The sequence below is a fragment of the Streptomyces sp. NPDC046866 genome (assembly GCF_040704625.1).
In the GTDB taxonomy this organism is placed as follows: Bacteria; Actinomycetota; Actinomycetes; order Streptomycetales; family Streptomycetaceae; genus Streptomyces.
The window spans coordinates 18,443-39,833 of sequence record NZ_JBEYXN010000027.1 but is presented as its reverse complement, the minus strand read 5'-3'; the positions used below and the strand labels follow the sequence as shown (position 1 = coordinate 39,833).

Annotated in this window: 20 protein-coding genes and 2 pseudogenes; 14 read left to right on the top strand and 8 right to left on the bottom strand. The window is 68.1% G+C overall.

The window, feature by feature from the left end:
- Window positions 1-307: 307 nt before the first annotated feature.
- A complete protein-coding gene (locus AB0953_RS29655) occupies window positions 308-643 on the top strand; it encodes a hypothetical protein (RefSeq protein WP_366862652.1) in 336 nt (111 codons plus the stop codon).
- On the opposite strand, the gene AB0953_RS29650 is transcribed toward AB0953_RS29655, so the two are convergent.
- Window positions 640-4,677 (bottom strand): trypsin-like peptidase domain-containing protein, encoded by a 4,038-nt coding sequence (locus tag AB0953_RS29650; protein ID WP_366862651.1) that lies wholly within the window; start codon window positions 4,675-4,677, stop codon window positions 640-642. The genes AB0953_RS29655 and AB0953_RS29650 overlap by 4 nt on opposite strands.
- 97 nt (window positions 4,678-4,774) lie before the next feature.
- Window positions 4,775-5,092 carry a CU044_2847 family protein gene (locus AB0953_RS29645; protein ID WP_366862650.1) on the bottom strand — a complete coding sequence of 106 codons (318 nt, stop codon included), beginning with the start codon at window positions 5,090-5,092 and terminating at the stop codon, window positions 4,775-4,777.
- A 497-nt stretch (window positions 5,093-5,589) separates the two neighbouring features.
- Between AB0953_RS29645 and AB0953_RS29640 the strand changes: the two genes are divergently transcribed.
- Complete coding sequence (locus tag AB0953_RS29640) at window positions 5,590-6,474, top strand: hypothetical protein (RefSeq protein WP_366862649.1); 885 nt, start codon at window positions 5,590-5,592, stop codon at window positions 6,472-6,474.
- A gap of 49 nt (window positions 6,475-6,523) precedes the next feature.
- Entirely contained in the window at window positions 6,524-6,736 is a 213-nt protein-coding gene (locus AB0953_RS29635; protein WP_366862648.1) for a hypothetical protein, read from the top strand.
- 753 nt (window positions 6,737-7,489) lie between these two features.
- Here the strand turns inward: AB0953_RS29635 and AB0953_RS29630 are convergent.
- Both AB0953_RS29630 and AB0953_RS29625 read right to left on the bottom strand, forming a co-directional pair.
- The gene (locus AB0953_RS29630) at window positions 7,490-7,708 is read right to left on the bottom strand and encodes a hypothetical protein (RefSeq protein WP_366862647.1); all 219 of its coding nucleotides are present in this window, start codon (window positions 7,706-7,708) and stop codon (window positions 7,490-7,492) included.
- 96 nt (window positions 7,709-7,804) lie between these two features.
- Window positions 7,805-8,305 carry a hypothetical protein gene (locus AB0953_RS29625; protein ID WP_366862646.1) on the bottom strand — a complete coding sequence of 167 codons (501 nt, stop codon included), beginning with the start codon at window positions 8,303-8,305 and terminating at the stop codon, window positions 7,805-7,807.
- A 518-nt stretch (window positions 8,306-8,823) separates the two neighbouring features.
- Between AB0953_RS29625 and AB0953_RS29620 the strand changes: the two genes are divergently transcribed.
- Window positions 8,824-9,876: a ferritin-like protein gene (locus AB0953_RS29620; RefSeq protein WP_366862645.1), complete on the top strand. Its 1,053-nt coding sequence runs from the start codon at window positions 8,824-8,826 to the stop codon at window positions 9,874-9,876.
- Window positions 9,877-10,164: 288 nt separating this feature from the next.
- Window positions 10,165-10,338, top strand: a pseudogene (locus AB0953_RS29615) (IS3 family transposase); the annotation flags it as partial.
- A 144-nt stretch (window positions 10,339-10,482) separates the two neighbouring features.
- On the opposite strand, the gene AB0953_RS29610 reads toward AB0953_RS29615, so the two are convergent.
- Entirely contained in the window at window positions 10,483-10,923 is a 441-nt protein-coding gene (locus AB0953_RS29610) for a hypothetical protein (RefSeq protein WP_366862644.1), read from the bottom strand.
- 16 nt (window positions 10,924-10,939) lie between these two features.
- Window positions 10,940-11,620, bottom strand: a complete 681-nt coding sequence (locus AB0953_RS29605) for a hypothetical protein (RefSeq protein WP_366862643.1) — start codon at window positions 11,618-11,620, stop codon at window positions 10,940-10,942.
- A gap of 1,490 nt (window positions 11,621-13,110) precedes the next feature.
- Between AB0953_RS29605 and AB0953_RS29600 the strand changes: the two genes are divergently transcribed.
- Both AB0953_RS29600 and AB0953_RS29595 read left to right on the top strand, forming a co-directional pair.
- Window positions 13,111-13,344 carry a DUF5133 domain-containing protein gene (locus AB0953_RS29600; RefSeq protein ID WP_366862642.1) on the top strand — a complete coding sequence of 78 codons (234 nt, stop codon included), beginning with the start codon at window positions 13,111-13,113 and terminating at the stop codon, window positions 13,342-13,344.
- A gap of 1,075 nt (window positions 13,345-14,419) precedes the next feature.
- Window positions 14,420-15,025, top strand: coding sequence for a hypothetical protein (locus AB0953_RS29595; RefSeq protein WP_366862641.1), 606 nt, complete (start codon window positions 14,420-14,422; stop codon window positions 15,023-15,025).
- Between the two features lie 95 nt (window positions 15,026-15,120).
- Here the strand turns inward: AB0953_RS29595 and AB0953_RS29590 are convergent, their stop codons facing one another.
- Window positions 15,121-15,627, bottom strand: a complete 507-nt coding sequence (locus AB0953_RS29590; protein WP_366862640.1) for a DUF6624 domain-containing protein — start codon at window positions 15,625-15,627, stop codon at window positions 15,121-15,123.
- Between the two features lie 989 nt (window positions 15,628-16,616).
- Between AB0953_RS29590 and AB0953_RS29585 the strand changes: the two are divergent.
- The 4 genes and pseudogenes from AB0953_RS29585 to AB0953_RS29570 form a co-directional block, all read left to right on the top strand.
- Window positions 16,617-16,753, top strand: a pseudogene (locus AB0953_RS29585) (ribonuclease BN); the annotation flags it as partial.
- Between the two features lie 96 nt (window positions 16,754-16,849).
- Window positions 16,850-17,347, top strand: a complete 498-nt coding sequence (locus AB0953_RS29580) for a phosphatase PAP2 family protein (RefSeq protein WP_366862639.1) — start codon at window positions 16,850-16,852, stop codon at window positions 17,345-17,347.
- A 225-nt stretch (window positions 17,348-17,572) separates the two neighbouring features.
- Window positions 17,573-18,016 carry a large conductance mechanosensitive channel protein MscL gene (gene mscL / locus AB0953_RS29575; RefSeq protein WP_366862638.1) on the top strand — a complete coding sequence of 148 codons (444 nt, stop codon included), beginning with the start codon at window positions 17,573-17,575 and terminating at the stop codon, window positions 18,014-18,016.
- A gap of 139 nt (window positions 18,017-18,155) precedes the next feature.
- Window positions 18,156-18,545, top strand: a complete 390-nt coding sequence (locus AB0953_RS29570) for a hypothetical protein (protein ID WP_366862637.1) — start codon at window positions 18,156-18,158, stop codon at window positions 18,543-18,545.
- Window positions 18,546-18,780: 235 nt separating this feature from the next.
- Here the strand turns inward: AB0953_RS29570 and AB0953_RS29565 are convergent, their stop codons facing one another.
- Window positions 18,781-19,500: a DUF4241 domain-containing protein gene (locus tag AB0953_RS29565; RefSeq protein ID WP_366862636.1), complete on the bottom strand. Its 720-nt coding sequence runs from the start codon at window positions 19,498-19,500 to the stop codon at window positions 18,781-18,783.
- Between the two features lie 304 nt (window positions 19,501-19,804).
- Here AB0953_RS29565 and AB0953_RS29560 point away from each other — a divergent pair, with 304 nt between their 5' ends.
- From AB0953_RS29560 to AB0953_RS29550, 3 genes are all read left to right on the top strand, one after another.
- Entirely contained in the window at window positions 19,805-20,113 is a 309-nt protein-coding gene (locus tag AB0953_RS29560) for an STAS domain-containing protein (RefSeq protein ID WP_366862635.1), read from the top strand.
- Between the two features lie 55 nt (window positions 20,114-20,168).
- Entirely contained in the window at window positions 20,169-20,567 is a 399-nt protein-coding gene (locus tag AB0953_RS29555) for an ATP-binding protein (protein WP_366862634.1), read from the top strand.
- Between the two features lie 353 nt (window positions 20,568-20,920).
- Window positions 20,921-21,196 (top strand): isoamylase early set domain-containing protein, encoded by a 276-nt coding sequence (locus AB0953_RS29550; protein WP_366862633.1) that lies wholly within the window; start codon window positions 20,921-20,923, stop codon window positions 21,194-21,196.
- The last annotated feature ends 195 nt before the right edge of the window (window positions 21,197-21,391 follow it).

Below are 21,391 nucleotides of genomic sequence, written 5' to 3'. Positions count from 1 at the left end.
GTCGGCCAGGGCAGCCTGGCCCTGGTCGCACTGCTCCCGGGCGGGCTGCTAGTCTCAGGCCCCGACGTGCTTCACCTCTCAGCGGCCGAGGCCGCGAGCCTGCCGGATCTGCACCTAGGTGTGCAATCAGCTGGAGCCAGGGCCAGACCGGCGGGCGGTCGCCTTCCGGGCCGCGGGCCACGGCGAGCGCCCTCCAGAGCGGGACGCCGTCGACCCAGCCGACCGCGAGCCACCGACCTCCGGCCCAAGCCCCGGCGTCGACGCGGTAGTTGGGCCGGAGGGCTCCGGCCTCGGTGAGGCGGAGGAAGTGCTCGTCCTCCTGGGCCATCTCGGCGGCCTTGTCATGCGCGGTGACTCGCGGACGAAGGCGCCGGCGGCTATGACTGCGTCCCGCAGACCCGGATCGATCCACGACGCGGGCGCCGGACTCGATGCAGGCGCCGGGCTGGACGGTGACCGTGCCAGCGAGGCGCGCACCGTCCTCGATCACGCCGCCCCCGGTCAGGCCGTGCCGGTCGGGGTGGTCGCGGTCCTCGGTCAGGGTGGGTCTGATGTCGCACGCGGTGGTGCAGCGGCCCAGCAGACCGGTGACGTACGCGCCGAGCTGGTCGTGAACAGGACCCTGCGTCTGCGCGACCATTAATGTTCGGTCGGGCAGGCGGGGCCTACGGACTGGCCTGGCAGGTATGCCGTGCGTTCCAGTGGGGAGAGGTTGCGGTGGACGGCGCCACAGATTTTCTGGATCGCTGCGGGAAGTTGGGGGAGTACAACATTCCACAGCCGTGCTGTGTTGTCGGAGCTGCCGGTGGCGAGGGTCTTGCCATCGGGGCTGAACGCCACTGAAATGACCGGTCCGGCATGTCCGGTCAGGGTTCTGCGGGTTATTCCAGTCGCTGAATCCCACAGCCGCACGGTGCGGTCGAAACTACCAGTGGCGAGGGTCTTGCCGTCAGGGCTGAACGCCACCGAATTCACCGAGTTATTATGCCCGATAAGGGTTTTTCGCGTTTTTCCAGTGGCCACGTCCCACAGCCGCACAGTCCGGTCGAAACTACCGGTGGCGAGGGTCTTGCCGTCAGGGCTGAACGCCACCGAATTAACGAGATCTACGTGCCCGTTAAGGGTTTTGAGCATTTGCCCGGTGCTCGCATCCCACAGGCGCACTATCTTATCAGAGATACCTGCGGCGACAGTCTTTCCGTCGGGGCTGAACGCCACCTCAAGTACCGAATCAGTGGGTCCGGCCAGGGTTCTACGCTTTTTTCCTGTAGCCACATCCATAAGGTATAGCGTCGCGTCGTCGCTACCGATGACGAGGGCCTTTCCGTCCGGGCTGAACACAACAGCATTCACGGCACCTATGCCCCCGATGAGAGTCCTGAGGAGTTTTCCGGTTGCCACGTCCCATAGTTTTACTGCATTACCATAACCTCCAGTGGCGAGGATTTTACCGTCGAGACTGAAGGCCACCCCAGTCACCGGGTCGGTGTATCCAGTCAGGGTTCTCATGGTTCTTCCGGTGGCTGCGTTCCACAGCCGGGCTGTCTTGTCGGAGCTGCCGGTGGCGACAGTCTTGCCATCGGGGCTGAACGCGACCTCAATCACCGAACCGGTGTGACCGAGTAGGGTATTTCCGGTCGGCACACTCCAGATCCTTGCAGTCTTGTCGTCGCTGCCGGTAGCCACAGTGCGGCCGTCAGGACTGAAAGCCACGGCATACAGCAAGTCGGTGTGTCCGATCAGCGTTGCGAGGGTCACGCCAGTGGCCACGTCCCAGAGCCTTACTGTGTGGTCCCCACTTGCGGTCGCGAGAGTTTTACCATCGGGACTGAAAGCCACTGAATTCACCGAGTTATTGTGCCCGATCAGGATTCTGCGGGTTTTTCCAGTGGTCAGGTCCCACAGGTGTATTGTCTTGTCCTCGCTTCCTGTGGCGAGGATTTTACCGTCGGGGCTGAACGCCACCCCGAACACCCCAGCAGTGTGGCCGGTCGTCGAGGCCCTGCTAGTTTTCCCTGTAGCCACGTCCCACAGCCGCACTGTATTGTCGTCGCTGCCCGTAACAACAGTTTTTCCATCGGGGCTGAACGCCACCGCTTCCACCCAGTCCGTGTGTCCAGTCAGGGTTGTTCGGGTTTTTCCGGTAGCCAGGTCCCAAAGGCGTGCCGTCTTGTCTTCGCTGCAGGTAACGAGAGTTTTACCGTCCGGGCTAAGCGCCACACCGAGCACCGGTCCGGTGTGTCCTTGCAGAGTCCTTAGGGTTCTTCCGGTATCCGCCTCCCAAAGGCGCGCTGTCTTATCGCAGCTCCCGGTGGCGATAATTTTGCCGTCCGGACTGTACGCGACCGAATTCACACAGTCAGTGTGTCCGGTCAGGGTTCTGCGGACTTTTTCGGCAGTCAGGTCCCAAAGACGCACTATCTTTCCGCTGGCGGTTGCAAGAGTGCGGCCGTCGGGACTGAATACGACCGAAAGAACGGAGTCAGGATAACCAGACAAGCGCTTATTGAACGGGAGCCCTGCAGCGGTTTGTATACTTTTCGCGGACTCGGGTGTAGGGCTGATGCGGTATGCCTGGACGCCGAGCAGTGAGGCTAGTTCGGGATTCTGGCTGATGAGACTCTCGGACTGGGCCGCAAGCTGTCGTGACAGGGCTGCTTGCCGCTCGTCGACCGCCGTGCGCCACTGCAGCACCGCGATCCCGGCGGCAATCAGCGCGAGCCCCAGCAAGCTGGCAAGGACGACGATGAGATGCCTGCGCCGCCGACCGATGGCCTTCTGGCGTTTTCGGCTCGCGGAGACAAAGGCCTCGATATCCTCCGGCAGGCCGCGCTCCCGTGACCACTCGGCGCCTTCTGCGAGTGCCGTCCCTGCGAGCAGGTCGCCCGGGTCCTTCTTGTCAACCCAGCGGAGCTGCCGTTCCCGGGTAAGGTTGAGCCACTCCTGGAACTGGTGGTCCTCACGGACCCACTTCCGTAGCGCACTCCAGTCGCGGATGAGCGCGTCATGGATCAGCTCCGCCACCGGCTCGCCCAAAGGGGCATCGGGCCGATCCGGGTCGCGGAGCGTATGCGTGATGATGAGGCGATGGTGGGTGAGAGCTGCGATGACAGCGTCGAAGTCTGCCTTAGATTCACCGTCAGAGCTGACCGTCAGCTCGCGCAACTCGTCAAGGGGGACCTGTGTGCGGACGGCAGGGGTGCGGCGGCTGCGGTCCGCGGGGTGCACCAGAGAGGTGAGGATGCGCTTCGCGATGCGCTGCCGGCGGGGGGGCAGCTCGTTGAGGGCGCTGTCGCACCATGTGGTAAGGCTTCCGCTGACTGCTCCGATCTGCCGGTACGCCTCGTGGGTGAGGTAGCCGTCGTGCCGGCGCAGCCACAGCTGTTTGAGTGTCATCTCAAGCAGAGGCAGTACGGTGACCGGTGCCCGGAGGGTGGCCGCCGGTTCCGGGCTGCTCGCCAGGACGTCGCTGATGATCTGCTCGGGCAGCCCGGGCTGAAAGCGGAGTCCCACATTCTCGGCGGGCAGCACGATGATGTCGTGGAGCTCCCTCCGGCTCAGCGTGCCCGGCACGTTGAGGAGGCCGGGGGTGGCGGCCTCCAGCAACCGTGGAGCCTGTGCGGCCAGTTGGGGATAGAAGTCGTCGCGCATGGTCAGGATCACGCTGAGCTCGGTGAACGTGTCGGCGGCCTGGGTGATGTCGTCGATGGCGCCCAGGAACTCCTCCAGCCCGGCATCGGCGCCCTGCAGCAGCAGCTCCTCGAACTGATCGACGACCAGCAGAACCCGGTGGTGATCGGGCTCGCTTCGCAGCCGCCGGCCGACGGCCGCCGTGATCCCGTCACGCCGGGCCCCGGGCAGGCCAGCCCGCTCGATCTCCGCCAGCAGGTCCTGCCGGGGCCGGGCCAGCACCGGCAGCCACCGGTCGCTTCCCGGCACCTCTCCCCGCGCCAACGCCGGCAGTACCCCCGCCTGGATCAGCGAAGACTTACCCGACCCGGACGGCCCGAGCAGCAGCGTCAGCCGCTGCTGAAGGCCGAGGCCGGCCAGGACCTGGCCCACCGCCTCCTCTCGCCCCTGGAACCAGCGGGCGTGCTCCGCGGTGAACGGCTCCAACCCCCGGTACGGGCACACATCCTGCGGGACCAGCTCCGGCATGATGCTCCGCAGCACCTGCGACGGCGTCACATAGGCGATGTTCTGCCCCTTGTCGAACATGTCGGGTGCCGTGATCTCGGTCAGCATGCCGATGACCAGGCCCGTCACCTCGTCAAGGACGGGACCGCCGCTGAAGCCGGTGGTGAGGTCGTTGGCATCGGTCAGCTGGAGCCGCTCCCCGTCGCGCCCCGAGGGCGCGAGCAGATCGCCCACCGTCCCGAAGCCCAGGTGCCCCGCATGCGGCGCCTGGGCCGGAAAGCCGAACGACCGCATCTTATGGCCGCGGCAGCCCTCCGCAGAGCCCAGCGGCAGCACCCTGATGCCTGCCGGTGTACCGAGCAGCCGGACGAAGGCGACGTCCTCGTCCTCCGGCGCGCGCCACTGTTCGGGGAGGACCTCCCCCTCCAGGCCGTCCGCCCCGGTCACACGGGGGAAAGCCAGCGGCACCCGGTCCCCCGGCCCGCTCCCGGCGGCCAGAACGACGTGCGCACAGGTGACCAGGACGTCCTCGGCCACCATGAAGCCCGCCCCGGCCACGCTCCCGTCCGGCCCGAGGATCTGCGCCACCGCCGTGGGCAGCTCCGACGGAGTCTCCTGCTCCGCCCGTCGTCCTGCGCTAGTCATGGCCGCTCCGCCAGGACATGGTCACCTGTAGATGGCAGGTGGCCGTGCCCTTGGTGATCACCGCGCTGGCCTCGACCGCGAGGTCCACCCCGAACTCGATCGTGATCTCATCGGGCCGCGCCTTGCGCAGCTGCTCGAGGGCCGTCTGCGCCGCCCGGGTGACCGGCTCCAGAGCATCTTGGAACGTGCCCGGGAGCTCACGGACGATATCCCCGGCCCGCCCGGCCTTCACCGGCCCCTCAAGGCCGGCCGCCCCCTCCACCAGCACACCGCCCCCGCCCTCCAGACGGATCCGGGTCAGAGGTGCCACGACCGCCTCCTCCGTTGCTCGCGCGCGCTCACCAGGGATCGCAGCCAGCATCCAACACGCCCGCCCACACCGCGCCACAGCGTCCGCCATACGAAGGAAGCACCACAACCCATCTGAACCCGGCACTCCCCGGCCGCGCGGCAGGTCACGATCAGGCGCGGCACGCGCTTGCTGCCTCTTAGTCAGCGCTGTGCAGCGGACCCCGCCGCGACGGCTGGAAGCTGCTCTCGGTCGGTGCCGGCGTTCGGCGCACCGACGAGCCACCCGGCATCGCCCCAGGTCAGACAAAGAGGGCGGTGGTGTCGGCACCGGAGCGGGCTCGCCCGCGAGAGCAGACCGCTTTTCGTAAACCGCCATGCGACTGAAATCTCCCCGCGTTCGGACGTGTGCGCGCATCATCGGGCCGGCGTTCTGTGAAGCTCGGCGGGTCTGGCGGCGTGGGGAGCCGGAGTGGTTCCAAGCCGCCGCTGCCCCGAAACGGAAGGTCAGCCGCGACCATGCTCATCAACCAGCTCGCCCTCGTCTCCGAGACCAAGATCAACAAGATCAACCCCTCGCAGATCACCCGGGTCGCCGCCGCGCTCCAGAAACAGGCGACTCGTGACTTCGCACCGCTGTGGCAAGTGAACGCGACGGTGGACGCCTTCGACAGGCTGGAGGACGTTCCCGTCGGGTACTGGCCGCTGATCGTGGTTGACGACGTTCCCGACGCCGCGGGGTACCACACGGACGAGAACGGCCAGCCCTTCTCCCTGATCGAGTTCAGCGAAAGCTGGTCGCTGACCGCAAGCCACGAGATGCTGGAGATGCTGGCCGACCCGTTCGGGAACCGCCTGGTGTCCGGCAAGTCTCCCCACCCCGAGCAGGGACAGGCCCGGTTCCTCGTCGAGGTCGCCGACCCCTCGGAGGCCGAGGAGTTCGGCTACACCGTCAACGGGCTGCTCGTCTCCGACTTCTTCACCCCGCGCTTCTACGACCCGGTCACCGTCCCGGGCACGCGCTACAGCTTCGGCGGCCACATCACGGCGCCCCGGACGATCCTGCGCGGCGGATACATCAGCTGGGAGGACACGGCCACCGGCGAGTGGTGGCAGCAGACCTGGTTCTCGGGCAAGGAGCCGACGTTCCGCAGACTCGGCAAACTGTCGGGCAGCGGCAGCATCCGCGAAGCCATCGACGCCCAGACCAAGACCGTCAGCCGCCTGGCCGCCACCGGCCCCTCCTCCAAGCCCTACCTGGCCGCGCGGACCCTCACCGCACGCGTCAAGGACTCCACCGGCGCCCAGGCCGACAAATGGCGCGCCCAGATCGAGCGGCTGAAGGGGGCAAACCCGGCGGCCAAGGCCTTCAAGACCAAGGCCAAGGGGAAGAAGGCGAAGTGAGGACGATCGTTCCCGGACGACCCTCGTCCCACCTGCCAGAGAGGCTGTCGTGAGCGAGGACGCCCAGCAACGCAAGGAGCGCGCGGATCGCCTGCGCGACAGGATCCAGCAGCCCGAGACCGAGCCCGAGTCTCCGGAGCAGGAAAGCCTGAAGGAACGCATCGAGCGCCGCATGCGAGAGCTCGACGAAGCCGACCGCGATCGCCGGAATCGCCAGGACGATCACAGCCAGGAAAACGAGGGCGAAAACGGCGAACCCTGAGAGCGCCGGGCCGTGCCCGGTATCGGAAACTGGCTCCGCCGGGCATACAGGCACGCCATGAAGCCGGATTCCCTCATGTCGTGGCCCTGCCGGTCAGAGGCCCGCTGCCTCCTTCACCAGGGCCCGAGCGGTGGCCGGACGGGCCATGATCAACCCGTGGCCTGCTGGGCGTCGTCAGGCGTATGGCATGTCTGTGCCGATCGGTACGCTGTACAGGCTTTCGAGGTGAAGGAGCCGAAGGTGCCCTTCGCCGCGAAGAACAGCCCCCGTCGCTGGCCGCGGCCAGTGCGTCCACGCGCCGACCCGGCAGGGAACATCCCTCCACGGTTCGCCCGTCGAGCCCCAACTGCCTGATGCCGCCAGTGTCGTCCCCCACCCGGAGGCCGTCGGCGTACGGCAGCGGGTCGACCACCATCCGTCGATCCGCTTCGACCGACCACGGCGACGTCCCGTCGGTGGGATCCACCGCGAGGAGCCCTCCGCCTGACCGCACCGTGGTGATAGGCGGTTGGCGCGGCTACACGGCGGCGGCCTGGTAGGGCGGCAGAGGTAGCAGCTAGGGAGCCTGCTCGTAGCTGACGGTGGCCTCGGCGAGACGAGTCAGCGAGTCCGGTTCGCCGGCATCCGCGGCCGGCTGCCGGCGCAGCTTGTCGGCGACCCAGTCGGCGGCGTACTTGCACTGATTCCGCCCCGGCAGTCAGTCCGCTGGGTCCTTGTCTGCCTTCGAGCGGTTCGAACTGCACGAGACTGCGATCAGCGAATTCGCGGCCCCTGATCGGTGGCATATGCCTCGCGGCGTGCCGGCATCCACGCCGCCGCCCCGCTGTCGTGGACTTCGGCGAACGGGACGAAGTGGTCGACGTCGAGGCGGGTGGCGTCGGTGACGACCACGTCGTCGTACGGGCTGCGCCTGCTGCCCCCGGTCAGCTTGCAGCCCGCCGTAACCAGCGGTGCCTCAACAGCCTCGGCCAAAATGACTTTCTTGCGGGTATCACAGCCCTCGGGTTCCTCGATCCACGGCGAGATCTCCGCTCCTACACCCAGGGCCTGAGTCGGGGTGGGGCGCAGTCAGTGCAGTTGCTGGGTGCCGGAGCTGCTGTGGATGAAGACGGACCGGGTGTCGGTAGAGGGGTAGCTCTCCTTCAGGGTGAAGAGCTGGGGTGTGCCGCCGACGGGGGTGTCCGGGGCCTCGAAGTACAGGACGTACGTCTTCGAGGTATCCGTCTCGCTCTCCAGCTGGAGCCAGCCCTCGACGTCGGCGGCCGGAAAGGTGCCGGTCGCGGTGATGGTGGTCTTCGCGGCGGTCTGCTGGAGGGTGAAGGCGGCAGTGCCGAGGTCCAGGCGCTTGCGGGCACCGTCCTTCCAGCGCTTGAAGAGCGTGATCCACTCCTCCGGCCACAGTCCGCCGGTTCCTGTGGGCGGCATGTCGCTCTGCAGCCGCTCCAGGATGTCGTCGGCGTTTGCGACGACATCGTCGTATTCCCACAGGTCGACTGCGAACCCCATATGGGCCTTGTCGGTGGCGCGGAACATGGGCCGGATATGGAGCTCGAACACGGGCGTGCGCATGCTGGCCGTACACCTCCGTCAGGATGCTGTTCAGCGTGATATTCCCGATCAGCTCGGGTGTTTGTCGTGGCTCGCCCGTGGCGTGGGGAGGGCATGTACTGAGTGTCACCAGGGTGATCTGGCCGCTGTCGTATGCGCACGGGTCGTCGGAGCCGTCGCTGTGCGGCGCGGCCTGGGCCTGGGAGTCGTAGCCGGTCAGGTCGCCGCATCGGCGGCCGGACGTGCGCGCAGAGGGTCGAGCGCCTGGACGTAGTCGCTCAGCTCTCCCGGACGCCGGGAGTTGATGCCCACTCGGCACTCACCACAGCACCACCTCCAAGTTGACTCTGCCTATACGTACCAGCAGGAGCGCCATAGCGTGCGCCACATCTGCGGCGTGTCTGGATGAAGGGGCATACGCGCAGTGCGATGCCGCGATCGGGTGAACCGCCAAGGCGTTTCGCGCACACACCCCCTGACCGAATCGCTGATCGGATACGGCTTTCTTGCTGTCTGCATACAGAAGAGAGAGGCGTGGCGTGGCCCAGGTCCTGGAGTATGAGAGCAATGCCATCGTCGAGCTGATGGGAACCCTCCCCGCGGAGCGCGATGCGGAGTGGCTGAAGGACTCCCTTCAGCAGGCGATCATGGTGGAGATCGCGACCATCGGTCCGTACGCGAGCGCCCTGTGGTCGGTCAAGGAGCCCAGCGCGGCGATTGCCAAGGCCATCCGGGAGGTCATCTTCGACGAGATGACCCATATGGGACTCGTGTGCAACATGCTCACCACCATCGGAGGAACGCCGATCCTCGCTGATCCAAAGGTGGTGCCGAAGTACGAGCATGCGCTGCCGGGCGGCGTGCGTCCCGATCTCATCGTCTTTCTCGAAGGCCTGTCCAAGCAATCGGTCGAGATGTTCTCCGAAATCGAACGCCCGGAGCATCCGGTCGCCCGGTCCGGCGGCTCCGCGACCATCGGAGCCTTCTACACCGCAATCGCGGAGGCGTTCGAAAATCAGCAGCATCTGATCAGCGGCGACCGGCAGATCGAATTCTCCCTGGAGAGCCACGGCCAGGGCAACAAGATCGTTCCGCTCGACACCATCGAGAAGGTCCGAGAGGCCATCGAGATCATCAAGGAGCAGGGCGAGGGCACCTCCGCCTCACCCGAGAACCCCTTCCCCGGCAAGCCCGGGGAGCTGTCGCACTTCTACGTCTTCCGGGAGATGTTCCGCGGCAAGAAACTGATCAAGGTGTCGGATGACCCGGTCATGTGGGACTTCAAAGGCGACGACATCCTGTTGCCCCCGGCCTTCCCCATGGCCAGAGTTCCCGAGGGCGGGTGGGCCAACAGCGGGCCGAACGCGCCCACGCCCGAAGTTCAGCAAGTGCTCGGCGCGTTCAACACGCACTTCAGCACAATGCTGCGGACACTGCAGGCAGCTTGGCAGACGGGTGACTCGGGCATGCTGCCCGTGGCGATCAACCACATGCGCAAGATGCGTGCAGAGGCGCGGAAGCTTGTGCAGATGGAACTGCCCGACGGCAGCACGAAAACCTACGGCCCGGAGTTCCTGTACGTCGAGGGGTGAGCGACCCCCTTCCCTGCCAAGCAGCCGCGTTGGCTTGGGGTTGTTCTGTTAACTCCGAGGAGTTGCGCCACGGCCCTTTGGCCAACGAGGTCTCAAGCTCGGTCGTGGCTTCCAGAGGCATTGCGATCACGCTGCTCGGTGCTGGACGACGTCTGCCACTGGTCCACCGCGTCGTCCACTTCATCCAGGGCCGGATCGCGACTTCCGCTGGGCGCGTAGGCCGGTGACCGGTCAGCGCGTAGTGGCAGATGTGCGCAGTACCAGGCCCGCCGGGCACCGACAACGCCGGCGCCGGAGTCCTTCTTCGCCACCGTGAAGAACGAACTGGTCAGCCGACACAACTGCCACACCCACGTTGCCGCCAGAAGCGCTCGCTTCGAGTACATCGAAGGTTGGTACAACAGCCGCCGACTCCACAGCAGCCTCGGCTACCAAAGCCCAGCCGAGTACACAGCAGCCTGAACAACACATCGACTTGTTCGCCAAACAGGAACAACCTCAGTTTGGCCGCTCATGCACCAGGATGGCCCGGCGCGTGGCCGGACCACCCTGGTGCGGAGGCGCGGGCCTGTTGACGGTCACGGCCTCCAGGGGAAGGAACGTTGCCTATGCGGTGGCCTGGGCCGGGCGGTCGCGCCACCAGCCCCATACCCTAATGCGGTTCAACCCATGGCGGCGCCGAGCGCAGCTTCCGCATTCGGAAATGCGTACCTGTCTGGTGATCGCCGCGATAAGGTCGCCAAGCCCGATCGAGCGACGGTGCAGATGGTGGCCGGCGCCCAGAGCGGATACCTGGTCCTCCAGCTGCTCCCAGGTCATGGGGAGACCTGGTACAGGCTGTATCTGACTTCTGCGCTCGGCGGTGAGGAGATGCACATCCTCTTGGGCCAGGAGCACCGAGGCCAGGGCCTCGTCGGCCAAGCCGACATACGCCGAGCCTTCGCCGTACACCACCACCGCACTACCGACCTCGTACTTGGGGCTGGGTGTGCCGCTCCCACTCTCTGGCGGGAGCGTCGGGACTTGCAGCCAGTGAACCGTGTTCATGCCGAGACCTCCTCTGTCAGCGGTGGCAGCATCCAGCGGCGATCCGGCACCACCAGGTGCAGTCGCACGTCGCACAGGCGGCGCATTTGACCACGCAGAGTCCGCAGCGGCCGGCGAGGCAGATCAGGAATATCTGCCACGTCGCCTTGGGACAGCCCACTGCGGCGCTGAGGCACGTGGAGCCACAACCTCCGAGGCACTTCGTGAGCGCGTCCCACCAGCCGTCCCGGGGAACCAGGGTCCCTGCTGGACCGGCTACGAGTTCGTCGGCGGTGTCGAGAAGGGAGCCCTTCTGCCCGATGAGGACGAAAGCGTCGACCTCCTCTTTCCCAGCCGGGTCGCCCCGCAGGACGGTGGCACAGGCCGCCACCTGTTGATTGCCGGCGCCCTCGTAGGTTTTGGCGACGAGGGTGGCGGTGACCTTGTTCACCTGCATGTCTTGTTCCGTGGTCGGAAGACTCGCCGGCGGGTGTACGTTGCCGCTCAGGGTCATCTCCCCGCTGTAGCCGACGACTCCTCCGGCAAGGGCGTCGAGAGCCTCGGGGTTGGCGAGGCCCAGGCGACTCTGCAGGCCCTTGAGCAGTGTGGGCAGTTCTTCATGGCGTGCCGCCAGTTCGTCCCACAGTGCGGCTGCGTCGGCCTCGTTGTGAATGCTGAGCCTTTCGTTCGTCACTGTCGGGTTTTCTTGAGCACCCATAACAGCCTCCTCTTGTGACTTGAGTGGCAGGTGGGGCGGTCGGTACGACCGACTCAACAGCCAGGATGCTCCCCTCACTTGCGTGCCGCACCTTTTCAAAATGGCCCAGGATTCAATAAATTGAGTAGCTGAAACTTGCAAGTTTCTTCGGCAATAATCGCAGCCATGGAAAGAGCCGGTACTGTTCCAGTGACGGCGTGCATGCCGTTCGGCACCCGCCGAAAGCTATGTGATCTTCTGACAAGGGAACGACAGCGCCGTAATCGCCTCATGTCGGGCGGCCGATGGCTCGACGGGGAACCGAGCCGCCGGGAGACAGCCTCCGAGGCGCGGACCACACAACTGCGCGTTCTGGCGGACATACGAGCCCGTGGCGACCTGCTCGACACGCTCGACACGCTCGCGACGCTGGGGGTACGGCGGGAACTCGAGGATCGGGGCTGGAACCGCCTTTGGCCGGCCTATCCAGAGACGGCACGCTTCCCTGGCCGCTGGCCCGGCTCTCGCGACCGAGACTTCCCTGAGCGGGTCAGCCTCCGATTGCCGGTGGCCTTGGAAAACCAAGTCCGTGCGGCCTGCTGGTACACCTCCGCGGACGCGATCGAAGCAATCCGAGCCTGGCGCGAGCGGTACCCGCGGATCCGCACGCGCAGAAGACAGGCGCCTGCCGAAATAGCGAATGCCTTGGCCGAGTATGACCGGCTGGCAGAAAGGGTGACGACTACCGGGGACATCTGGCGGGCGGGAGTTCACAAAGCCATTGAATTTGCAACAAGCGCCGCTTTGGCATGACTGCCTGGCACTCGCTCGTCGGGTGTCGGATTGCGTACGTCTCGTACGGCACGGCGGTGTCATCGGCGGCGGGATGGTCGGTGGTGCCGGTGCGGGTCGCGAGGATGTCGCCGACGGTACGTTCGACCGGACCACTGCGGTGGGCGCTGCCCGGTACTTCCAGCACTGGGTGCGGAGAGATCCGCACGGCTGGGCAACCCGGCCGCCTGACCGGCGGCCGGGTCGTCTGACAGCGAGACCGGCCAAGCCTGAACTGGCCGTGCTCCGACATCAGCACCCCACCGTCCACGACGTCCTGCGGATCCCACCGGTCACATGAGCAGCAGGCCATCCAGCGGACCACCCACCAGCTCCACATAACAGGTGCCCCGGCACCGGCCCCGGCCCGGCCCGGACACACCCCGACCCGCTGATGAAGCATCCACCCGCACAGCTCCATCTCCCCCAGATGCCGATAGCCGACCGCTGCCCACTGGGCTATCGAGCGCGGCCCGCGGCGCAAGATTGAGCAGCGCCGCCGCAGCGCCCACCGCGCCGAACGTCCACACCGGGGGCGGGATGAACACCGCGGACATCACACAGCGCCCCGATGCCGGCGTTCACCTTTGTGAGCGCGCGCTCCGCAGGGGCCGGGATTTGAAGCCGACGAGTGGGGTAGGCGACGGCCACATGATCGAACCCGACGGAAGGAACCCACCATGCTGATGGCGCACCCGGCCGTGCTTCCCGGTCTCGTCGATCGATACTGGGCGCTGGCTGTACTGGATGCAGCGGCCGACGACGAGTCGCCCGTGCGAAAGGAGCTCGAAGACGCCGAGCGCGCCCTCTGCGTAGCCACCGGCACCGCTGACGTGCACGCGGCCCTGTTCTCCGCGCGCCACCGCCTCCCGGGAGCTCGCGTCCTCGACGATTCTGTTCTTGCCTCCACCTGAATCGGCCGGCTCTCTCCCACGCCGTGCAAGGCCAAGACCCCTCCGTCGCCATACGTGTACTGAGGCACCGGCGCCGGGCAGGCAGCCCGGCAGCAGGGCCCCCTGTCCGCCGCCCCACGCCAGCCGGCGCCGGTCCGGCGCCGGCGAACCGGGAAACCCGCGGATCGGGCCGACGGTGCCGCCGTGTTCGGGGCGGCCGGGTTCGCCGTCGAGACCCGCGGCGATGAATGCTGCTGCATCTCCGGCCCCCTCCAACCGGCTCACCGTCGGCCAGTGACGGCAGGTCTGACCTCTGCGGGATGGCCCCGGCACTACCGTCTTCCCTTGCCCCCTTGCCCCCTTGCCCCCTTGCGCCCTTGCGCCCTTGCCCCCCTGCCTCCTGCCGCCCGGCCTGCCCGGGCACCTCCGCCGCCTCTCAGCGGCGAAGGCCTGCGCGGGTGCTGCCGCGCGGGGAGCCGAGTGGGTCGGCGATGGATGACGAGACGGCCCGGAGCCGCTGGCTCCGGGCCCTGCCGAGAAGCGGGAGACTGCCATGAGCGCTGCACCAGCGGTCGCCCAGCGGGACCGGACCTCCACCACGCCGACCCAGTGCCCGAGGCCCGGCCCAGCCCCCAGCGCCCCAGCCCCGCCCAGCAGCCGCGCCCCGCGCAGCAGGACCGCGAATGCGCCCAGCAGCCCGCACTTCACTGCGTCCGGGCCGGCTCGCCGCCCAAGGCCTACCTCGAAACCCGCAAACGCCTCGCCGCCAGGCTGCCAGCGCGGCGGACCCTGGTGAGGCACGAGTCTTGGCGCTGCCGTCGGCGACGCCGAGCGACAGGCGCAGGCAGCAGGGAAACACAGCGGAAAGCCCAGGCGCGCCTGCCTGCCCACAGCGGCCGTCCCACCCGTACCGGGCCGGAGAACCGCCGAAGTCCGGCTACGGGCCAGTTAAGTCGCGCCGGTGTGCCACAGGTTCTGGATGGGGCGGGTGCCGCGTACGGTCGGGTGGCGGTTGTGGCTTGCCGTCCGGGATGGATGCCCCAGCCGGTTGGAGACCGGTCTTGTCCTTCGATGCCGCCGGAACAGGAGCGCCCTGATGCGCCTTTACGCCCAGACTCGAGCACGTCGCTTCCGGCAGATCCTCGCCGATCTCATCGCTGTGGTCCTGTTGGCGACCGCGGTGCGGTTCGCGCTGGCCGTCCACGACGGGATCATGCTGCTGGCCGAGCCGGGGCGGCAGGTGGAGGACGCGGGCGGCAGTCTGGCTTCCGGCCTGGGAGATGCAGGGGATGCGGCCTCGAACGTTCCGCTGGTCGGGGGCATCCTCAAGAAGCCGCTCCAGTCCGCAGCCGAGGCCAGCAACGGACTCTCCGATGCCGGGCAGTCCATGCAGGACGCCGTAGGACGGATCGCCAACCTCACCGCGTTCGCCCTGATCGTCACCTCCGTGCTGTTCGTGCTGGTGGTGTGGCTCCTACCACGGGTGCGCTGGATCCGGCGCAGCGCTCTGCTCCAAGGCCTCCTCGACGTTCCCGGCGGTGCCGACCTGCTCGCCCTGCGTGCTCTGACCGGGCCGGTGAAAGCCCTCGCCGAGATCCCCCTTCCGCCGGGGGGCCTCGCCGATGCCTGGCGCCGGGGGGACGAGCAGGTCATCGAGGACCTGTCCCGGGTGGCGCTCAGGCATGCTGGCCTGCGCCCCTGACCACCGGCTCCACGACCACGCCGCGTTCGTCCCCACCACCGCTGGCCAGGGTCTCGGATGAGGCGTGAGCGGGATCCGCCGGATGCCGGGTTGACTCAGGCGAGGGAGAACTGAGCGATGTACTCGGCGAACGGCGGGATCCCGACTTCTGCGCGACGCTCGTCCATGCGCTCGGGTTCCTCGCAGGGCCACGGGATCGGCGCACCGTCCTGCACGCCGGCGATCTGCGTGCCGTAGATCTGCTTCCTCCCTTCGTTCACAAGGGTGCGATCCCGCAGGAAGGCAAGATCCCGCGGGCTGGCGGCGCCGTCGGCCACCGCCTGCTCCATCAGCCGCAGCGCGCGCCGCTGAACGTCGAGCTGCCGGTCGGCGTGCTGCGCGATCAGCCACGCGGCCCGGGCCGCGTCCTCACCGAGCAGCTCCGCGGTCGGCCATCCGTGCGCGTCCATGATCTCGCTGAGACGGTCCGCGTGCTGCGCGGTCAAGCGCCGCCAGGCCAACTGCTCCGCCGGGTCTTCACTGTTCGCCTTGCGCGCGGCCTGGTGATCCGCCGCAACCATCCTGTTGAGCTCCGCAGCCACTCCGGCAATGTCAGATGCCATCCCGACTCCACGTCAGATCGAGGTTCTCGCTGGTCATCCGCAACCTTAGGTGTGGAAATCACGAAAAAATCTCATCCCGGAGGACGGTGACAGACCCGTCCGGATCTTGGGATACTTGATCTACTCACCAGAGCCAGAGCCGGATCGACGCAACGCTGACTGTCCCGTAGAAGACGTAGGCCCGTTTGTCGAAGCGCGTCGCAACGGCGCGGATGAGCCGCCGCGGATTCGTGTGCATCTGCGACCGGCGCCCGGCGTAGCCCGCCCATATGTTTCCTGTCGCCGAGCGCGAAACCGGGCTTCGGTGCGTGCACAGCGTCGGACCGCGGCGGTAGGCGCCCGGGTGGACACCACGGCCTGGGTCGCCACTGCCGCGAGGATCACGCCCGCCCGGCCCAGGAGCCGGCGCCCAGTGGGTCGGCGGCGCCGCCGGGTCGGCTCCCCGGCGGGTCCGACCGCCTCCCGCCCGGACTCCCCGCCCGTCGCCGGTAACTCCACACGCCGCCCGCCGGCCGCGAAACGGCCGCGCACCGCCCAGGAGACGTATGTGATCCCCCACGGCCGCCCCGCCTCGACATCCACGACATCGCCGCGCCGGGGTGTCTCCCTCCACCTGGCGCCGCCAGCCCCACGCCGCCTTCATCGCCGCCGCGCAGCCCCAGGCTCCACCCGGCCCCTGCTCCACGACGCCGCACAGGTCGACGCGCACCCGTCCCAATCCCCCGTGCCGTCCTGCCCACGGAGCCGCACCCGGACGACCTGCTGACCGACGCCGAGGCCGACACACGGCCACCGCTCTGCGCCTGCACGCCGGCTACCTGTCCGAACGCGCCGCCGAGCGGCAGCGGTGAGTCCAGGCGCACGAGCAGTGGCGCACGGAGGTGGCTCGGGTGCGGCGATAAGGCCGCCACCACCGCCCGCCGGTTCGCTCCGAGCCGGTCACCGACGCTGCTCCTCCCTACGGCAGCCTCGCCAGCGTGATCATCTTTCTGCTCGGCCTGGAGTTCTGCGCCGAGATGGGCTGCCACCGCGCTATCGCGGGCGGTCCGTTGAGGACGAGGAGCCCTATGTCGCGCCCCGGGACACACGTAAGTGGACGGATGAAGACTGCCACCGCCCCACCTGAGTACAGCACTGCGTAGGCCGGGCCCGTGCGGGGAAGCGGCCCAGCATGAGGATTCTGGCATCGCTGCGAAACGGTGATCACCGGTTGACCCGGCGGATGGCTGCCTGGGAGTCGGCCTGGGCCCGCACGTTGCTGCCGCCGGTCGAGGAAGCGGCCGAGCACACGAAGCTGTGGTGGGCGGCCGCGCTCGCCATGGCGGCCGCGGGCGGCTGGAAGGGCCGCAAGGCAGCGACCGCCGGTGTCACGGGCATGGCGGTGGCGGAACTGCTCGCCAACGCGGTGGCCAAGCAACTCATCCAGCGGCGCCGACCGCCCAAAGAGTGGATCCCGCACAACGACGTCGAGGACCGGCCAGACAGCTCCTCCTTCCCCTCCGGCCACACCGCCGCCGCGGTGGCCTTCACCGCCGCCGTCACGCCTTCCTGGCCCCGGGCCGGTGCCGTCTGCGCCGTCCCCATGACGCTGGTCGCGATCGAGCGGGTCCACAGCGGCGCCCACTACCCCTCCGACGTCGCGGCCGGCGCCGCTATCGGCCTGGCCGCAGCCGCCCTGGTCCGGGCGGCACCCCGCGTCCTCGTCCGGCACCTGGGATGACCCCACCTCTCAGCGGGGGTGACCGCCAGGTTCGGGCGCGGGTCAAGGCGCTGGAGCACACCGTGCACATTTCCATGAAGAGGAATCCATGAGCGCCGGCGCGGGCCAGCTGCCGGGAGGCGCGTCCAGGGGGCATGTGTGAGGTGTGTCAGGGCAGCAGAGGTCAAGGCGGGCTCACCGCGCTCAGTGCGCCCGTCGACGTCAAGACCATGAAGGGGTGAAAAGGTGAAGGGCTTCCGCAGCTTCATCCTGCGCGGCAACGTGGTCGACCTGGCTGTCGGCATCGTCATCGGAGCAGCGTTCACCGCCGTGGTGAACGGATTCGTCAGCGCCTTCCTGACCCCGTTGGTCGGCCTGGCCACCGGGGCCACCGGCGACATGAGCCGCAAGACCTTCACCGTCGGCGCCACCACGTTCCCTTACGGCGCCTTCATCAACGCCGCGATCAGCTTCCTCCTCATCGCCAGCGCGCTGTACTTCCTGGTCGTGCTGCCGATCAACAAGCTGCACGAACGCCTCGCCCCGCACCAGGACGTCCAGGCCCCGAAACGGGACTGCCCCGAATGCCTCAGCCCCGTACCCGCCCAGGCCCGACGCTGCGCCTCCTGCACGGTCGCCCTGCCCGCCGTACCCGCACAGGCCGGAGAGACAACCCAGCGCGTCGGATGACCGGTCTCCGCTGAGTAGCCGTTGTTTTTCCGGACGTGATCGGTGGGTTTCCCCTGGTCAGGCATGAACTCCGCGGCAGTGAGGGAGGATAGGACCGTCACGTTGTCGGGGATGCCGGGGGTCGTCGATGGTTTCGGTCATGGGCTTGCTGGAAGCACGCGAGACGGCCGCGCAGGTTCGGCTCGAAGAGCTCCGCGAGCAGGCGGAGCGGGTGCTGGCCGAACTCGCGGAAGCGGAGGCGGTGCTGGAGCGGCGGGCCATCGCCCGCATGGAGCTGGCCGAGGCTCTGGCCGCGCCGGAGCCGGAGGCCGAACAGCCGCCGGAGGCGGCGCCTGCCGTGGCCCGGGCCCCGGTGGCGGGATCGGTGGTGCCGCACTGGCAGGAGGGCCTGACGGTGGAGGCACTCTCGCCGGACTACCAGCGACTGGTGGGTGTACTGGAGGCGGAGGCGGAGGCGGGCGGGACTGGGCTACGGGCAGGGGCGTTGGCCGGGAGGCTGGGCCTGGAGGTAGTACCGGCGAAGGTCTAGGGGGTGCGGTCAAAGGTGAAGCGGCTGGTGGAGCGGGGCTGGCTGGCCGAGGAGCGTCCCGGGGTGTTCACGCCGCGGCGGGCGGCCGGGTGAGGTTTCGGGTTCGGTGGCCCACGAGCTTGCAGGAGGCTCTGCTTTCACGCCCGTGCCACCCGAAGACCCACCACCCGACCGGAACCCTCGTTCGACCGCCAAGCGAACCTCTCGGTGCGGCAACGGCTACTTAACGCCAAGCTCAGGCCAGGGGGGTCGTGGCCATTTGGCCTGGCACGATGATCGAGGCCACGGTGCCGGTCCGAGTACGCCCGATCCAGACCGGGGCCCCTCCTTCGGGGACGTCGAACGCGATGAGGTCGGCCTTGAACCCCTCGTTGCTGCTCTTCTCGAACCAGCCGTCGCAAAGGTTCTCGGTGTCTCGGTCCGGGGCGGGCGTCGTTCCCCACGAGGCTGTGACACGTCGGAAGTGGTGGAATGGCGCTGTTAGCCCTTCCCAAGCCTCGGCGTCGGCGATGGCTCCCGTGGCATCGCTGTCAGAGTGGAACCCAGCTGCCGCGATGTCCACATCCCCGATGTCGTCGTTCACCCCTACACCCGCCTCCCAGACGACCACCGGGTCGTCACTGACGCGCAAGCGGGTGGCAGCACATTCCCGTCCGTCGAAGTACTCGCCGCCATGCTCGTACGGCGCCTCCGTCCAAGCCGCCTCGACGCGGTAGGTGCCCGGGGGAATGCGGGCCATAATCTCGCGCCCATGGTCCTCGGACCATGGAGAGTCGACGATGAACCGACCGCTGGGGACACGGATCGTGGTGACTTCCTCCACCTCGACCACCTCGACAAAGGTCAGCGGGGCGTCGGCACGCGCCCCAAGACGTGCGCCCGGCACGAAGACCGACTCCAGGAACCCTGCCTCCTCCGGCCCTGCCATCAACCGTGCATTCCCCACCCACGCCATGGCGCACCCCTGCATCTCCATCAATAACCGGCGTGGCTGAACATACGTGGTGCCACTGACACCCGACCGGGAACCCTCGTTCGACCGCCAAGCGAACCTCTCGGTACGACAACAGCTACTGAGACCAGCACGGCTTGGGCCCATGACGGCAGCCGGCGCCCCGCGCCCGATACGGAGGTCACCGCCGGCACCCGGGCAGAACACCGTCTTGTCCTGTTGGAGCAGGGGGCTGGGCGGGGTACCGCCGCCTCCGGAACGTTCCGTAAGATCGCCGCCTGGATCCATTCGTGTTCCGGGAGGCAGCGTGATCACACCGAAGGTAACGGTGAAGAGCGAGGCCGGCGGCGTGCCGGTGGTCGTCTGCTCCGGCGACTTCGACATGGACACCACGAATCTGCTGGCCGAAGCCGGCGGCAAGGCCGCGCCGGGCGAACCCATGGTCGTAGATGTCACGCAGGTGACCTTCGCCGACTCCAGCTTCCTCAACGCCCTGATCCGGCTCCGCAACGACCGCCCGGTAGCTCTTCAGGGCCCGCTGCCGGACCAGCTCCACCGTTTGATGGAGATGACGGGTGCACTGGCCCTCTTCGCCATCCGCCACCCCGCCCGCTGAACCGCCCGTGGAAACCAGCCGGAATCTCCCCGACGACCCCGGGCAGGCGCCTTGCATGCAGCAGCCGCCAGACATCACAAGCGTGCCGGTCGGGATGAACTGCGCGCAGGCACGGGACAGCGCCCGTCTCGTCATGGCCGAGCACGGCATACCAGCGGCGCTCGTCGACGATGTCCTGACGGTGGTGAGCGAACTCGTCTCCAACGCGCTGCGGCACGCAGGAGGCCTTACCGGCTTCGCCGTTACTGTCGCGGACGGCCATGTCGTCGTGGAGGTTTCCGACGGCTCTGCCCGCCAGCCCCACCTCCGGCCGCCCTCCCCGCACACGCCCGGAGGATTCGGCTGGCGAGTGGTCACAACCCTCGCCCCTACCACCTTCGTCCGCTTCCACCGCGGCGGCAAAACCATCATCGCCAGCCTCCCCACCCACACCAGCCGCCCTTCCGTCTCATGACCTGCACCCGCGCAGGCTGCAGGTCGCTCGCCGCGCTCGGCTTCGAGTGGGCCGCCAGGTGATGGCGGGGCACATACCCCGGCTGGCCCATTCCCCCGGGCAGAGCCGGCGTGCCCGTGTCACGGTGGCAGGGCGACAAGAGGTCCATGCATGGCGGGCCCGGCCGGTCGACAGCCACCCCGGCCGGGCCCGCTGCGGACTTCCAGCCCCGGACCGGCGTACTTCCCCGGGCGCGGGCACGGCGGTCCGGGCGGGTGACCTGCCTGTCGCGCGAGGCACGGCCCGCCGAGGCCGGCCGCCGCCCAGGGTGAGGATGCCCGAGCCCCTCGACACCTTCTTCGATGGAGACTCCCGTGCTGGAACGCAAGCAGCTCAAGGGCCGGACCCAGGTGACCTTCGTCCTGCCCGAGGACACCCCCCGAGGGCCGGTGAGCGTGGTCGGGGACTTCAACCACTGGAATCCCGCCGCCCACCCCCTCCGGCCACAGGGCGACGGCACCCGCATTGCCACCGTCGCCCTGCCCGCCCACAGCGCCCACTCCTTCCGCTACCTCGCCGCCGGCGACTACTGGTTCAACGACGAGAAGGCCGACGGCCGAGAAGGCCCCAACAGCCGCATCCACACCTGATCCGGCACACCCCTGCGCTGCCGCCCCGGCTCCTCGCCCCGGACCGCGGCTCGAGATCACCCGTTCCGCCGCCGGGGCCCCCGCCGCGGCCGCCGGCCCACCCCCGCTGAGCTGCCGGGGCTGCAGCACGCCACCGCGCTCGCCACGGCGGCAGCACTCCACACGACCGGCCTGCCCGTGGAAGTGCGGGACGAC